Consider the following 15774-nt stretch of genomic DNA (forward strand, 5'->3'; position numbering starts at 1 on the left):
AATAAGGATGGCAAGAGAACCTGTCAATATTCCTTCTTCCTCAGAAAAGTCTCCTCCTGTTTCACCATCGACCGGGAGACGTCGTTCCGTTATGATTGCCAGAGTCATTGGGATTCTGTGTGTCGCGATAGGATTTATACTGGGTATTCATGGATTAGACCATCCTGGCTCTCCCATGCTTCCGACCGCTTTAGGGATGATTGCGACGGGCTTAGTCGCACAAGTGTTTGCATTAGTGAAGGCCTGTTTTGCGGGTTCACAAGGCAAGGGGGATGACTGATTCATCCGGTAGTGCGATGCCTCATCGTCTTGTTGTGAGCCAATTGAATCCCTGGGTAGTCCTTATGCTCTGTCTCGCACTCGCAGCCTGTTCTCACTGGCGTGACAGCTATTTCGACCATGGCGTGGGGGTGTTAACGCAGTCGGATATCAAAGAGAAGCTGGGAAAACCTCATATAGTTAAAGATCCATTGCTTTCGGACAAGACTACTTGGACGTACAGGTTTGCCATGTCCGAAAGTGAATTGGATCCGTCCGGAGTCAAAGCCTTGGGTAAGCAGGCTGGAAGCCTGATGGGTGGGGCTCCAGGGGGCCCACGTGAAAAAGTATTTTGCTTTATGTATGTTTTGACCTTTGACAAAGAGGGGATCTTGCGCCATTGGGAGCGGGAGCTCTGCCAAATTCCCCAACCTCCCGATCCGTTTCAACGCGGACTTTCCGGCTAGGCATGGTTCATTTCACAGAAGTCAGCAATTGATCCTCACGATGGTGATAGAAATTTTCACACAAGAGAATTGATGAAATTAACCCTATGAGTGTGCATAAAAGCGGAGCGTTTCTTCAGCAATGTTTCTCGGTACATCCGCTTTGTCTGAATGTTAAGCTGGTTTCTCCTCCGCAAATTGTCGGGGTGCTGTGTACAAATTGTCAGATGCGCCATCGTTTAACCCTTCCGCAGGCCCTCGTGTCCACGGAGTCGGGTACCGAAATCGCGAGTCAGGAACTACTTCGGCTTCAAGGATGTGTTCAGAATCATCCTCATGATGTCCGGGTCAGCTTGGTCCATATCGAACAGTCTGCGGTAGAATTCAAATGTGGCTCCTGTCATCATACCTATGAGTTGGATGTAGCCCTGTTTGAGACCCATCAATCTTGACTGATATTTTCCTGCAATTCGTTCTTGTCCTTTTTCAACTGCTCTCTTGAATGCCCACAGGTGTTTCTCGATTTTCAATCGTCTTCTGAGGAGGGTTGAACGGAAGCGAGTCCTGAGGGGGATATTTCACTTGTCTGTCCGCGGTCTCACCCGTGCAGAACTTGAGTGCATTTGTTCTTCCGACTTTGTGTGGTCCTTGAACACTTGCGATTCTGAGGTACCCCCCTGTAATCCGTGCAAAAGTCGTGATGAAGGTGTATAGGGCTAGAAGGCATGTGAGAACCTGACTACTTCAGCAATTGGGAGGGGGATGGGGAGAGGAAGATTGATGTGGTCCCAGGCAGCGCCACATGTGTATGGCGCTGCCTCAACATTTTTCAGAAGCTCTAACGGTTGGGTTGCGGGGTAAAGCGCAGATAAGGTTTTACTGCACGATGACCTTTCGGGAACAGTGCGGGGATTTCTGCATCCGTTACGGCTGGTGTGATAATACAGTCCTCTCCGTCTTTCCAGTTTGCCGGTGTGGCAACTTTATGTTTGGCCGTTAATTGCAGTGAGTCAATTACACGAAGAATTTCATTGAAATTCCTGCCAGTTGATGCGGGATAGGTGAGGGTTAATTTGACCTTTTTATCCGGCCCGATCACAAACACCGAGCGAACGGTCATATTATCGAGGGCATTGGGATGAATCATATCATAGAGGGTCGCGACCTTTTTTTCGGGGTCCGCAATAATGGGATAACTCACCGTGCAGTGTTGAGTTTCATTAATGTCTTTGATCCAACCTTTATGGGAGTCGAGCGGATCCACGCTGATAGCCAACACTTTTACATTTCGCTTTTTAAACTCTTCCGTCATGTTCGCCATGGTTCCCAATTCCGTGGTGCACACGGGGGTAAAATCCTTCGGATGAGAAAAGAGTATGCCCCATCCGTCACCAAGCCATTCATGGAAATTCACGGTACCTTGCGTCGTTTCTGCTGTAAAATTCGGTGCTTCATCTCCTAGACGAATTGCCATAATTTTTCTCTCCCCTTATGAATGAGGTGAATAATATATCTCTCCGGTATATAAAATCCCGCGAGAAAATTTTTTAGCTCCTAAGGAAAATTCCTACAGGAAAACAGAGGAAATTCAGTGTAAGACAGTTCCTGTTATGTGGTCAACTTGGGTCAAGATGCGCTATCGTAAGCCCGTTTAAGGAACCATGGACTTTTCGCCCATCCCTCGTCATCTACGAATAAATAAGGTAAGAAGGAGTACAAGAGGTTATGGCTGAGTCATCATTTCGGGTTGCAATTCTCATGGGCAGCAAATCGGATTGGGATACTATGCGGTTGGCCGGTGAAACGCTTACTAAGCTGGATATAAGTCATGAGAATCGGGTTTTTTCTGCGCATAGGGCTCCAGATGCCTTGGGGGATTATATTCGTGATGCGGAAGCTGGTGGAGTGCAGGTGTTTATTGCCGGGGCTGGAGGGGCGGCCCATTTAGCCGGGGCAATTGCGGCCAAAACCCAATTGCCGGTGTTGGGTGTCCCCCTGCAATTAAAGGCTCTGCAAGGCCTCGATTCCCTCCTGTCCATTGTGCAAATGCCCAAAGGTATTCCTGTAGGAACCTTGGCGATAGGGGGCGCTGGAGCGGTGAATGCGGCCTTGTTGGCTGCTGCGATTTTAGCCTTGGCCGATGCTTCTCTCTCCAAACGGTTGAATGCCTATCGGGAAGAACAAACGCGTGCTGTGTTGGCAGAACAGTTGTGAGTATCGATGGAGAATTAGGCAGGTAGTTTTTGCAATAGGGTGCATAAGGGGTATGGTGTTTGATGCTGAGAATTTACAGGAGCCTCCCGAACTGGAATTATAGATGAGGTGTCTGGTCTAGCTGGCAATCAATATGGAAAGACACCCTGTCTGATCAGACGAATTCCGGTTACACTCCTCAGGGTTTGATGGTCGTGGGGTCTGTTCCGGCGTTGGCACCGTCGATCCATTCAAATCTAAAGACGAGTTTTCCCTCTATTTCAATTTTTTCTCTAAACATCTTTTCCGGTCTGACCCAAAGGCCGAATTCGCCATAGAGTGCCCGGTAGACCACGAGATCTTCTTCTGTTTCGGAATGTTTGGCGACGCCAATAACCTGGTACTCTTTCCCTTTATAGTGACGATATCTGCCTGGTTGAATCATCGTAAGACCCTGATCCTGAAGCGGCTGTGGTGTGTGCATAAGATGTGCGGGTGTTGCGTTGTTTGCATGGTGCTACCACTATTTATCGAGTGCCTCATAGTCGGTTGGATCGCAGTTGGTTAGAACTGTGAGTGGTGTTGGCGATACGCATAGAGGGCGATGCTGCCTGCGACTGTCGCATTTAATGGGATCGATGGATGGATTTGAGGAATACACAGGCGTTCCAAAAACTGAAAGGGTGGAACACCTACGCCTTCTTCGCCAATAAGTAATCGAACATGTTTAGACCATTGTACCGTGGACATATTCGTCCCGTGCAAATCTAATGCGGTAATCCATTGCAAGGTTTCCGGGGTATCCAGGTCGGTGATGGAGCCTGCCCATTCCAAGGACTGGACAAACACCGCACCGCTACTGGCACGAATGACCTTCGGGTGGAAGGGGTGTACGGCCTCCTGAAGCAACACGACCGTTTGCACGTCAAAGGCCCGACAGCACCGGAGTAGGGCTCCAAGATTCCCAGGGTCTCCAATCGGGCACAGGACTTCCAATCCATTGGGGGCCTGGCTGAGATCTTTTTGCGACATTTCGGGGACACCGCAGACCAGGAGCGGTTCTTTCGTCCCAAACACGTCCAATTCCTGAAACAGGGAATGTGATAAATCATACTGGAGGGCCTGAGAAGGGAGGTCATCTCTGGAGGTCCACAATGGGGGAAGTAAGATTTCGTGGACCGTCACTCCAGAATGCGTCCCGATTTCCTTCCGGAGTTTATTCCCGGAAACGAGGCAGAGGTGATGACGTTTAACCCCATGAGAGTCAAGTAACGATACCCATCGTTTGAAATGGGAATTTTGTCTGCTGGAGATCGTGTATCGTTGATTCACGAGAATTCAGAAACAATACGCGTGAACGATGAAATGGAATATCAAGGTAGTCATTGAGACATGGTGTTTTGGAGCTCTTGGCGGAGAGCATAACAAAAAGTGACTCAAGAGACATAGAGGAAGTGCCGATAACGGAATCAAACCGTTACCCCACTCTCCCCATGCATTCGCTGGATGGTCACCGACACAGGCAGAGGCAGAAGTGAATTGAAGAGGAGGAAGGAATGTTAGGATCTTGGTCCATTGGGAAAAAAGATCACTCTAATGAGAATAGGGCCAAAAAAGAGCCGGTCGCCAACGGATCTCGGGCCACAGAGATTTCCGAAGAGTCCGACAAGGCCTTAGAATCCTTAGCCAGGGTTTTGCGATGTCTCGGCCGTCATGCATTTGAACTCGATCAACTGTCGGAAGAGGATATAGAAAAAGAGTTTGAACGGTGGGCGAGACATGTGTTGGTGGGCACTCAGATTGATGCCGACGATTCAAAACAACCCGAGGCCAGCCCACGGCGTGATTGGGGAGCGCTCACGCAATTTGTTAATGGACATCGTCAACAGGAAAAATCCTATGTGACACGAAATCTCCAAGATATGCGAACTGTTCTTTGCGAATTTACCAATATCATGGGGCGTGCGTTTGTCGAGGATCAGGAAACCGATCAAAAAGTGACCAATCATCTCGTTCAATTGCGCACGGCAACCGAGGACGGTTCCTTTCACGATGTGAAGCAGGCCTTATTGGCTGTGGTTGAAGGCATCAGTGCTCTCGTGGATGAACGAAAAGAACGCCAGCAGCAACGATTGGAAAATCTCGGAGAAAAATTACGCCTTGTTGAGGAGGAACTGGGAGGCGCGCGAAAGCAAATGACACTGGATGCTCTGACCCAGCTGTATAATCGTGGAGCATTGGATTTTCAATTAGAACGAACGGCCAGTATGAGTTTTTTCTCTGGGACGTCGGCCTGCATTTTAATGGTTGATATCGATCATTTTAAGCTTGTGAACGATACCTATGGCCATCCGGCTGGGGATGTGGTGCTACAGCAGGTGGCGAAACGTCTGGTATCGACTTTTCCCAGAAAAACTGATTTTATTGCCAGATATGGAGGGGAGGAATTTTGTGTCCTGCTTCAGGGAGCCGATGGGGAACTGAGTCAACGACTGGGTGAGCGGTTGCTGGATGCCGTTAGAGGAGAGGGATTTTCTTACCAAGATATCACCATTCCGGTCACGGCATCGATCGGGTTGGCGGAGTTACTTCCTGGTGAAACCGTGCTTTCCTGGCTTGAACGTGCAGATCGTGCGTTGTATCGGGCAAAAGACAATGGTCGGAACCAACTGTGTCTGGCGACTGAGAATGACGGGGTGGGGTAGAACGGCTCAGTCAGAGTGGCGGGAGTTGGCCCTGGTTAGTTGAATAATTGGGGATCAGTGGAGTTCAGCTGTTGTAAGGCAATTTGATGGATGTGGGCAATGTCTTCGAAGTTCCCAATCCGGCTGTGAAAAAAACTGGCAATTTGTGGAATTCCCGTCATCATGTGCCCAAGAATCGGTTCCCAATCTTCCGGTTGCACCGATAAGCGACCCTGACTATTTTTACGGACTGAGGCAATGGCCCCTTCGGTATCGGGATTAATCCAGATGTCCGCGATGATACCGGAGAGTGCAACGGTATCCACCAGAGATTGAAAGTCCGGCGGAGTCTCAAATAATTCAGGAGTATGACTATAGAGAATGGCCACCTGAAATTCCTCAGGAAGTTGCCAATGTTGGGCCAACCAGGCTCCTACCTGTGAATGATCAACTCCCAAATTTTCAAGTTCATACTGGTGTAAATTGGCATGATTGTCCTGACTGTAATCCTGGAGTGAGGCAATTTCCCCTGAAGCCACCTCGTTTAATGCTAATAGTCCGATGTCCTGAAGCAGAGCCCCAAGAAACATGAGCTCTACATCAGAAAAGGCGAAGTGTGTTCCAATGGCACGAGCTGCGACACTGGCCAGAATGGATCGCCGCCAAAATTTTACATGGTCAATCCCGGATGTTGAGACCTCTTTCATGTCTTTAATTAAACGATAAAAACAAAAAGATAGAGCCAGATTGGCGATCGTTGAAAATCCAAGCAATGTCACGGCCTGTCCGATGCTGGTCACTTTGTGCCGAGACCCGCCGTAATACCCCGAATTCGCCATAAATAAAATTTGAGCCGCCATCCCTGGATCCTGGCTTATGATCGTGGCTAACTCGGAGGCATTGGTTTCCTCATTTTGGCACATCTTAAGAATGGTCGAGGCCAAGGGAGACAGAATAGGCAAGGATTTACAGCTTTTAATTCTGGCAAAAATTGTGGAACGCTCTTCGTCCTGAACCGGATTTAATGGAAGTATGAGCTGCATGTAAGATTCCTACTGAAATGTAAGGTAGGAGGCGATGTTTATCACATCTTCGCCTGCCTCTTTTCAACGTCATTTCCTCTTTCGGTCAAAACACGACCTGGCTTAAGCAGGTTTCTGCGATAGATTCATGGAGAAAAACTGGTTGATGATGTAACCAATGCCTTTTTTGGAGAAATATTTTCTGACCTTACAATTCTGGCCGGTATTCCAATCCTAAACGAAAGGTCAAGGGCGGAGCCGGGAATCCGGCAAATTGTTCATATGAGGAGTTGGTGACATTTTCGAGGGCTGCATAGCAACTCCATTCAGTAAAGGGATGGTAATTGACCGTGATGTCTGCCTTGGCAAATCCTCCTACTCGTGTGGTTTGGGTTGGAACTTGAAAATCAAAACTGGAACTGACCCATGTGACTTGACTTTTGACATTGAGGGTCGAAGATAGCTTCATCGTAACCCCAAGCCATCCGCGCCATTTTGGGCGGTTTCTTAGTTGAGCTCCCGTTTCCGTCACTCGAGTGGTGAGGCGGGTGAGACTAGACTGGAAAGAAACCGCAGGGATTGGCGTGAGGGACAGGGAAATATTCCAACCATGAGTTTTTGCCTCATCAATATTGGCCAGGCGAATAATTCCTTGATTGAGAAGGTCAGGATCGAGGTCAATAAGGTTCCTGAACCGGTTGTGAAAGTATTCTATCGTTGCGGTAAATCTTTCATCGAATGTGTGATAGTCTAGGCCGAGATCCCACCCGACGCTGGTTTCGGGTTGTAAGGAAGGGTTCCCAATTAAGGGGTCTCCTAAACTGGATAAGCTGGGCAATTTAAACCCCCTTCCATAGCCACCACGAATCTGGATTGAGTCCAACAGTTGATATTTTGCTCCAATTCTGGGGCTAATCTCCGGCTGGAACCCTTGTGAAATATCGGCTCGAACACCGGAATTCAGGGTCAGTTTTTGCCACCAGACGGACGTTAGTTCCGCAAAGGCTCCTCCGAGTGTCCGCCGGATGGCAAAGTCATCTGGCTGGTCAGAGGAGCCTCCGAAGGAACTCAGGTCTTGAGTCCCGTTCCGTCTTCCGCGTTCATGAGTCAGCTGTTCACCAAGTGAAAACTTCCATTGGGGGCTGATCGTCCATGTTGTCGTCATGCGTGTTTGAAAACGGGTATAAAGAGTTTCAAAGTCAGCCGGAGGCAGGGCATAGGTGGTTGGAGTCGCAAGAATTCCCGGGTTTGACACGTCTTGAAGTCTTCGGGTCACACTCAGAAATACCTGATGCTGCCAACCCGAAGGAATGTGAAATGAGGCTGACAAACCGGTCAGAAATTCTTGGGTCTTTCGTCGTTCGGTTTCCCGGAGCAAAGCCAGTTTCGGCCCACCACTGCCTTCCGGAAAACTCCGGACCGTTGAATCTGTATATTGCCCGTTTAGTTGAATGTCGAAATTGGGATCTGTCTGAATGGAAAAATTCCATCCAGCCGAGTCCATCAAAAATGAATCTTTCTCGATTTGCTCTCCATTTTGGGTATGGGACAGCGTCAGATTGGCGGACAATGGTCCCAGTGATCCTCCGGTTTGGGCAAGCCCTTTGAGATAATCGTATCGGCCTCCTTCGCCCAGGAGGCGAAAGGAGGGAGCCGTGGTAGCTGATTTGGTAATGAAATTGATTGCGCCCGCCATGGCTTCAGAACCATAAAATGCCGAGAGGGGTCCCCGAACAATTTCTACGCGCTCGATCCGATCAATAGGAATAGTGGAAAGATCAACTGATCCGCCTCGCTGGTTGGTTGAGTCATTCATGGGGACCCCATCCAGCATAATTAAGGTGAAGTTGGGATCGGCACCTCGGAGATACACTGAGCTGGTTCCACTTCTCCCGCTCATCTCATCGGTATGGAGTCCTGGGACTTGCTGGAGGATGGTGGTCACCCGATTGGGCTGAAGGGGGGCAATCTGTTCAGCATTGAGGGTCGTAATGCTTTGAGTTGATTGGTGGGGTTGGGTGGGTTGGGCGGAACCTGTGACAATCATCGTATCAAGAGTCTGAACCGATGATTCCTCGGACTGCACCGGCGCGGGAAGCCATATTCTTATAACGGAAAGACTGACCAGGAGGATTATGCCTGGGAATAGCGGGAATGGGGTCGGCATTATACAATGACATTCCGGTGGGGACGGAGGTTGGCTTGTCGGACTGACACAGCCGTTCTCACCGGATAGGATCTATACGAATTTTCATTGGTTGTCCACTTCTTACAGATGAAAGTTGGTTCATGAAAAAACATGAATTTCGAACAGAGCCAATGACCACGGCTTCCATGCCATCGGGAGTCCTGCATCTGGTTGTCAATGAAGGCGCTGAGCGATTTAGTTACTATGGGATGCGTTCCATTCTGGTGGTATTTATGACGGGGATGTTGCTGAATACACAGGGAAGCTTGGATCCCATGGGCGAGGCAGAAGCGAAAAGTTATTTCCATCTGTTTGCCTCGGGAGTGTACTTTTTCCCTTTTTTGGGGGCCTTCTTGGCCGATGCCTTTTGGGGAAAATATAAAACCATCATTCTCCTTTCTCTGGTGTATTGTGGCGGCCATGTCGTTTTGGCTTTAGATCACACCCGGTTCGGCCTGCTTGTTGGATTGACTTTAATCGCGATCGGCTCCGGGGGAATTAAACCCTGTGTCTCAGCTAATTTAGGGGACCAGTTTGGTTTGGCCAATGGACATCTTTTAACCAAGGCCTTTGCCTGGTTTTACTTTGCCATTAACGTGGGGGCATTTGGGTCTGTGATGCTCACCCCTTGGCTATTGAAGCATTTTGGTCCTGGCCTGGCATTTGGGGTGCCTGGCATTTTGATGTTTGTGGCGACCATCATTTTTTGGTCCGGCCGGAACCACTATGCGCATATTCCTCCCGACCGCTCAGGTGTACTTCAAGCGCTTTCTCATCCACAGACATGGCGAGCGATTGGGAAGTTGGCGGGTATTTATGTGTTTGTCGCATTTTTTTGGTCCCTCTATGACCAAACCTCCTCAGCGTGGGTTCTTCAAGCTCAACATATGGATCGGGTCTGGATGGGTGTTGAATGGCTGCCTTCGCAAATTCAAGCAGTGAATCCGGTCTTGATCATGCTGTTTATTCCTTTGTTTACCTATGTGGTCTATCCGGTTTTGAATAGAATGGTTCGACTCACATCATTGCGAAAAATGGCTATGGGATTTTTTTTGGCGGTTGGGGCGTTTCTGATTTCAGCCTATATTGAGCAACAAATTGAGTCGGGGATGGAACCGGCGATTGCCTGGCAGTTATTGGCCTTCGTGGTGATTACGGCGGCGGAGGTCATGGTGTCAATTACCTGTCTCGAATTTTCCTATACACAGGCTCCACTCAAACTCAAATCGCTCCTGATGGGTTTATTTTTGCTTTCCGTGTCTTTGGGGAACGGATTTACCGCTTTTGTAAATTATTGGATTCAGAATTCAGATGGGACTGTTGCGTTGATCGGCCCGGACTACTATTGGTTTTTTGCAGGCATCATGTTTCTTGTTGCCTGTCTATTTCTTCTGGTGATGAAAGGTTACGAGGAAAAAGCGTACTTGCAGGGAACAGGACCGGGATGATCTGAGCAGAGCATCAAGGGCCTGGATCTATGCACATCCGGACAATCGCATTATTCCTTTGTTCCCTTTGTTTGAAATGAATATTCTCTCCTTTTCTGTAAACCAGAAGTGGACAAAGAATCCTTATGATGTTCTGATTTTTGTTCAAGCCTGGATGAGGAGGAGTAGGAAATCGAATAAAAACGATAGTAGTATAGGAGGTAGGGAAAGCGGGGCGGGACGGAGGTATTAAAGTATCAGAGCATTTTTTCTTTTTGACTGAGATACAGAATTTGGTTTACCCGAAAGGCCTGGTTGTAGTGGCCGGATTGAATATACTGAGAATGAAAACATCGTCCATCAAACATCATCAATCTGTTTGGACGCATCTCGATAAGTTTCAGTAATTCCCAATATTCATTTCCATTGTTGATATACCTATTGTCTCGACAAGCGAAGAGTGGATTGAAAATCATGCTATTTTGGAAGTTTTCATATCCTTCCGGGCTGGTGAAAAATTCGTCGCTGAGTTCCAGTTGGTTCGCAAGTTGTCGGATTGTCCCGTCGGGTATGGGTGGTACGCGTTCGAGTCCTGTCGGTCGGTGGCGATATAAGCCGGTTCCACCCGTGCATGAATCTGCAGGATTCAAATAGACCATGGCAGTGATATCCTGATCGATGTGAGGTTGCCTTTGCCCAACGTTTAGCGCGTAGTTGTCAGTTTTGATACCTTGAAAGACGACTGGTTGGGGAGAAAAAAATGTGAAGAGAGGGCATCCCCAAAGTGTGCTGAGAGATTCCACAAGTTCCCGGTGCTCATAATTGAGGCGGGCTCGGACTCCCGGAAAATTTCCCACGATTTCGAAGCGGTCGGTATAGGGGAGGCTTAACGCGACTTTCAGAATTTCATCAGGGTATTGATAGAAATTATCTACAATCACGACCTGATGGTGGCCTATTCCAACGCGCTGAATTGATACCGTTTGGTGGGGGTTGAGGGCGAGAAGATCCGAGCGAATGTGATTGGACATGGAGTCCCTATTGGTATTCGGCTAGGATAACGTTGAAAAACGGGCCTATAGTGAACCTTGTTTCAGGAGGAGTCAAGGGCTTTTGATGAAATTTTCCTGGAGAGAGGAACGATTACCATACGAGGTTAGCAACGCCTTGAAAGGAGTCCTGAGGCATGGGAGCTTTATTTGGAAAAGTATGAAAGCAGATGTAAATGATCTTTCCTTGGTCATTTTCAGACCGAGTCCATGACTCCTCATTGACCCATAGCATTATGAGATCGGTTGAAGTCATGGATGCCATGAAGAGTGCTCTTGGAATGTGATGAATTGAATTACACACGGTTAAGCCTAGAAGGTAGGCTGGAAAGGACAGCAGTGAGGAGGCTGTCATCCAGGAATTAGTTCAGTATTGTTGGGGGGCACTGTATGGGGGGCATACCCGGTAAAGGACAAGTGTAGTCCCCGCCTTACGATCGCTTTTCTTAATGGTGCCTTGCTCGCTCCACTCTATAACCCGAATTTAGTATGGGGTAAATTAAGTCATGGGGTCGGCTTGGCCGAGCTGGAAGTGGTCGGCGTGATGCCTCAATTATGAGGCTAAGATCATAACCATGTTGGCGATGGTAATACGGGTTAACTTGGCTCGGGCATGCTCCTTTGGATATATCCCAAAGGAGTGGACACTTTTTCAGATAAAAGGAAACCGAAATTCATGAGTTAGCATTACGTGACATTCTGGTAAAAACGCAATGCTTTCAATTGGGAAATTCACTAATTTTTTGTATCAGGAAGTCCTGACTGGAGGTGAGGTAATACTTTTTTAACCGATTGTTGTTGCCACCTGGATTATGGAGAGCCAATTATCGCCTTGAAATCATTTATTGTTTGGTCCTTGTCATAATTGAGAGGAGAGGTAAACCGAAAAGAAACACATGATTGCCTCCATTCGAGGTCTGCGAAGAATTATCACAATGTTTGATAATTTATTGTTAGTGATCGCGAAGGAAACTCAACTATTAATAGGAATTTTCAGAAAGTGTGTCAAGAAACAATGGGGCATAGATCCGACCCTCGACAGTTAAAGTTCCCCGCTCTCGAAATCCATGGTAGGTAAGGGTGATTTCGGTCTCTGGTCCGCGCCAGGTGTACTGTTGGTTTAACCCTCGGATCGTGGATCCATACGGGTCGTTTGTTTTTCCAAACTCATTTCTCAGGTACTGGAGGATGGCTTTGTGGATAGCTTCCCCCTGGTAATGAAAGAGGGCCCGTGCATACTTTCCATCTAAGGTATAAAGTTTGACGGATTCCAACTCAGTAGATCCAAGCAGGGGAGCCCCGCGTTTAATCGTATAGATACGCAATGAATCTATGGAATCGATTTCTTTCAGGTCTGTGCGATCTTGGAGAGAATGGCCCCAGAGGCTGCCGAAGAATCCTTTGGGATCATTTTCTATTGGTGTTGCGCTTAAGACGGGAGTCCACGGGAAAAGGCAGACGCAAATGATGAAAAGGAATTTAAGCCTGCTTGTTCTATAAGGGCGGACAAATGTTTGGAGTCTCATGGTTAAGCCAGACGCTACCACGCGTAGGGGATGAAGACAATGGAAAAAAGAATATCTTCCTTTTTATTGATAGGCAGATAACAAACGCAATGTTAGTTGAGGGCACAAAGTGAGAAAAGAAAGAGAGGCGTTAGAATGCATGAAAGGCAGGTTGGAGTTCAGGGAGGTGAATCGTTGGATTGGAGGAGAACTGTCCGTTCAAGATGCCATCCTTTCCAGATTCTCCCGCGTTTAACATGATCCACTTGTCAGGGTTATGCATGATGGCTTGGACCAATTGAGTATGGAGTGCGTGTCCGGCGCATTTTGCGAAGAAATGACCAATAACGGGGATTCCTAATAATGATAAATCGCCAATAAGATCGAGCACTTTATGTCGAACACATTCGTCCGAGAACCGTAAGGTATCATCATTGACCAATCCCGTTTCACCAAAGACGACCGTATTGTGTAGTGAACCACCGAGCCCCAATCCTCGCGACCATAAAAACTCCACCTCTTTTCGAAAAGCGAATGTACGGGCTCCGGCAATATTTTTCCCATAATCCTGTGGTGTGCAAAAATGGTGATATTCTTGTTGTTGTATGAGGGGATGAGGAAAATCAATGAAATACGTTATTTGTGGGAGGGACGAGGGAAGAACACTGATTGAACGGTGCCCATCTTCCACGGTAATTGGTTGAATAATTTTAAGGTATTTGCGGGGTTCTTCCTGGGTGAGAACCCCGCTTTGGTAAACCATATCGACGAATGGAGTGGCACTGCCATCTGCTGCAGGGATTTCACTGCCAAGCAATTCCACGTAGGCATTATCGATTTCCAGGCCAGCTAGTGCACTTAACACATGTTCAACCGTCTGTATGTCAAAATCACCCACCTGAAGTGTGGTGCAATGATCGGTTTGTCCTAAAAAGGCGATGCTGGCTGGGCATGACTGGATTTGATCAGCTACATGCTTCACAAAGACCACCCCGGTGTTAACCGGAGCTGGATGAATGGCAATTGAGGCAGGGTTACCAGAATGGAGACCAATGCCAGATAAGAATGATGATGTTTCGAGTGTTTGTTGATGACGCATAAGTTCCTGGGAATCTTTAGTATTTAATTATGCAAAATTTGTACTACGCGATGATTTAGAGAAGGGCGGTGTTTGTAGTAAAAATTAGGCCTTTCTGTTTTTGAGTGTTGCAGAAACCAAACAAATGTATACTTTTTTCACTAATTGATTACTAAGGATTGGTCAGTGGGGAAGGATTGGCTGCGGTGGTGGATGATTTACTGGATTAGAAGTGGATTCTTGCGAGTTTGTCAAAAAATTTTGAAGGAAGCGACGCGATTCAGGTGCATCAACTAAAGTCGTACAATGAGTATGAGCTAATTGTTGAATGATTCCTCGATGCTTTTTATGTAAGCCAGAGGCTAAGAAAATTTCCTGAAAGACAGTCCATTTTTTTGACCCATCCTGTAATAGTCCCCGGGAAAATTCTTCAGGTCTTGTTCTGAGCGTATTGGAAAAATGTTGAAGCGCTTTTTCAATACTATGGTATGGCGGGGCCAGATTCAGATAGGTGTAGAATTCTTCAAGATGGCCTCTGAATTCTTGTCGAAGTCTGAAAATAGGGTCTGATGGCAACAAGTGCGATGGTCTTTATTCATGAATGAAACAAGCACCGAATAGCCCTATGTTAAGGCGGTAATTGGCTGATTGACAAGTCCTTGCTCAGAAAAGGCAAATCCACCTAAAAGAAATGGTTGAATGCAAAAGGTGATGAGGGAATGCACGCAGCAATTTTCTACTTAATGGAATATAGCATATCCTTCATAGCAGGCTCCTTTAATTTTTGAAGGGCTTTGGCTTCAATTTGGCGGACACGTTCCCGGGTAACCGACATACTTTGCCCGACTTCTTCAAGTGTCCAGGGTTCGTCTTGGCCAATGCCAAAACGCAGGCGGATCACCATTTGTTCCCTTGGAGTCAGCGAATCCAAAATCCGTTCGACTTGTTGGTTCGTCTCCTGGCGTGAGACAGGTCCATCGGGCGTCAAAGTTCCCATATCGGGAATGAAGTCTGTGAGAAAGGTTTCTCCATCCCCAACCGGAGTTTCTAACGATATAGGATCCTGAAAGGCTTGAATGGTGTCATGAACTTTTTCCACACTCAATTTGAGCGCCTCTCCAATGTCATCCAACTGAACTGGGCGGGCATACTGTTGTGTCAACCGTTTGGAGGTACGAGCAATCTTATTAGAGATTTCATTTAAATGGACGGGGACACGAATGGTTCTAGATTGGTCGGCGAGTGATCGCGTAATCCCTTGTCGAATCCACCATGTGGCATAGGTGCTGAACTTAAACCCTTTGCGATATTGAAATCGTTCTGCCGCCTTCATAAGCCCGATATTCCCCTCTTGGACTAAGTCCAAAAAGGCCAATCCATGACCCGTATATCGTTTCGCAATGTCTACAACCAGGCGAAGATTTCGCTGAACAAGTTCGGATTTCGCTTTTTCTAGTTGAAATTTCGATTTTTGAAGTTGTTGGCAGAGCTCTTGAATAGATGAGGACACGGAGGGATACATTTGGCCTAAGGCCAACAGAACAGATTTCAATTTTTCAATGGCGGGAGCCGAAAAACCACTTAAGGCAAATGTTTCCTTGAGTAAAGCAATCGTTTCTTCTCTCTCTGGTCCTTTTTTTAATGGCTGTGTGAGGTGAAGGCTTTGTTTGATAATGACCCTGATTGTTCTGGACGCTTGGTCAATCTCCTTCGCCAATTCGATCTCGGAGTCTTTATTGAGAAGGGGGCGGCTGCCAAATGATCGGAAATATAATGATTCGAGAGCTGGCCCGAATCCTCTGATTGAAGGTTTGACTCCCTCAGTCTTTATGGTAGCGAGTTCGGTTTCTGTGGGCTCATCCAAAACAGTTTGGTATTCCATGATAGTTTCCCCTGTGGGTTCAGGTTTCCGATAGCCGATAGT

The 15774-nt window shown here is 47.4% G+C and carries 15 protein-coding genes; 6 read left to right on the top strand and 9 right to left on the bottom strand.

All coding sequences use genetic code 11. The features are described from left to right. Nucleotides 1–7 precede the first annotated feature (7 nt). From LX98_RS05590 to LX98_RS05600, 3 genes are all read left to right on the top strand, one after another. Nucleotides 8–280 (top strand): hypothetical protein, encoded by a 273-nt coding sequence (locus LX98_RS05590; RefSeq protein WP_496427957.1) that lies wholly within the window; start codon nucleotides 8–10, stop codon nucleotides 278–280. Then, nucleotides 273–725: a hypothetical protein gene (locus tag LX98_RS05595; protein ID WP_496427958.1), complete on the top strand. Its 453-nt coding sequence runs from the start codon at nucleotides 273–275 to the stop codon at nucleotides 723–725. Before LX98_RS05590 ends, LX98_RS05595 begins: the two co-directional genes overlap by 8 nt. 86 nt (nucleotides 726–811) lie before the next feature. Next, nucleotides 812–1156, top strand: a complete 345-nt coding sequence (locus tag LX98_RS05600; protein WP_496427959.1) for a hypothetical protein — start codon at nucleotides 812–814, stop codon at nucleotides 1154–1156. A gap of 386 nt (nucleotides 1157–1542) precedes the next feature. On the opposite strand, the gene LX98_RS05605 is transcribed toward LX98_RS05600, so the two are convergent. Beyond that, nucleotides 1543–2178, bottom strand: coding sequence for a redoxin domain-containing protein (locus tag LX98_RS05605; protein ID WP_496427960.1), 636 nt, complete (start codon nucleotides 2176–2178; stop codon nucleotides 1543–1545). Between the two features lie 251 nt (nucleotides 2179–2429). On the opposite strand from LX98_RS05605, the gene purE reads away from it, so the two are divergent. After that, nucleotides 2430–2918: a 5-(carboxyamino)imidazole ribonucleotide mutase gene (purE, locus tag LX98_RS05610; protein WP_496427961.1), complete on the top strand. Its 489-nt coding sequence runs from the start codon at nucleotides 2430–2432 to the stop codon at nucleotides 2916–2918. A gap of 178 nt (nucleotides 2919–3096) precedes the next feature. On the opposite strand, the gene LX98_RS05615 is transcribed toward purE, so the two are convergent. Further along, a complete protein-coding gene (locus LX98_RS05615) occupies nucleotides 3097–3342 on the bottom strand; it encodes a DUF1653 domain-containing protein (RefSeq protein WP_496427962.1) in 246 nt (81 codons plus the stop codon). 119 nt (nucleotides 3343–3461) lie between these two features. Next, the gene (locus LX98_RS05620; RefSeq protein ID WP_496427963.1) at nucleotides 3462–4082 is read right to left on the bottom strand and encodes a TrmH family RNA methyltransferase; all 621 of its coding nucleotides are present in this window, start codon (nucleotides 4080–4082) and stop codon (nucleotides 3462–3464) included. Between the two features lie 371 nt (nucleotides 4083–4453). Between LX98_RS05620 and LX98_RS05625 the strand changes: the two genes are divergently transcribed. Continuing rightward, entirely contained in the window at nucleotides 4454–5602 is a 1149-nt protein-coding gene (locus tag LX98_RS05625; RefSeq protein ID WP_496427964.1) for a diguanylate cyclase, read from the top strand. Between the two features lie 35 nt (nucleotides 5603–5637). On the opposite strand, the gene LX98_RS05630 is transcribed toward LX98_RS05625, so the two are convergent. Together LX98_RS05630 and LX98_RS05635 are read right to left on the bottom strand one after the other, a co-directional pair. Continuing rightward, nucleotides 5638–6624 carry an HDOD domain-containing protein gene (locus LX98_RS05630; RefSeq protein WP_496427965.1) on the bottom strand — a complete coding sequence of 329 codons (987 nt, stop codon included), beginning with the start codon at nucleotides 6622–6624 and terminating at the stop codon, nucleotides 5638–5640. Between the two features lie 187 nt (nucleotides 6625–6811). Continuing rightward, a complete protein-coding gene (locus tag LX98_RS05635) occupies nucleotides 6812–8770 on the bottom strand; it encodes a TonB-dependent receptor domain-containing protein (protein WP_496427966.1) in 1959 nt (652 codons plus the stop codon). 122 nt (nucleotides 8771–8892) lie between these two features. Here LX98_RS05635 and LX98_RS05640 point away from each other — a divergent pair, with 122 nt between their 5' ends. Next, complete coding sequence (locus LX98_RS05640) at nucleotides 8893–10239, top strand: POT-type proton-dependent oligopeptide transporter (protein WP_496427967.1); 1347 nt, start codon at nucleotides 8893–8895, stop codon at nucleotides 10237–10239. 236 nt (nucleotides 10240–10475) lie between these two features. Here the strand turns inward: LX98_RS05640 and LX98_RS05645 are convergent, their stop codons facing one another. From LX98_RS05645 to LX98_RS05660, 4 genes are all read right to left on the bottom strand, one after another. After that, nucleotides 10476–11249: a DUF6445 family protein gene (locus LX98_RS05645; RefSeq protein WP_496427968.1), complete on the bottom strand. Its 774-nt coding sequence runs from the start codon at nucleotides 11247–11249 to the stop codon at nucleotides 10476–10478. A gap of 998 nt (nucleotides 11250–12247) precedes the next feature. After that, complete coding sequence (locus LX98_RS05650; protein WP_496427969.1) at nucleotides 12248–12592, bottom strand: hypothetical protein; 345 nt, start codon at nucleotides 12590–12592, stop codon at nucleotides 12248–12250. Nucleotides 12593–12923: 331 nt separating this feature from the next. Beyond that, nucleotides 12924–13871: a UDP-3-O-acyl-N-acetylglucosamine deacetylase gene (gene lpxC, locus LX98_RS05655; RefSeq protein ID WP_496427970.1), complete on the bottom strand. Its 948-nt coding sequence runs from the start codon at nucleotides 13869–13871 to the stop codon at nucleotides 12924–12926. 715 nt (nucleotides 13872–14586) lie between these two features. Beyond that, on the bottom strand, nucleotides 14587–15732 hold the full coding sequence (locus tag LX98_RS05660; protein ID WP_496427971.1) for a sigma-70 family RNA polymerase sigma factor: 1146 nt from the start codon (nucleotides 15730–15732) through the stop codon (nucleotides 14587–14589). Between the last annotated feature and the right edge of the window lie 42 nt (nucleotides 15733–15774).

It is taken from the genome of Nitrospira marina (assembly GCF_059568365.1).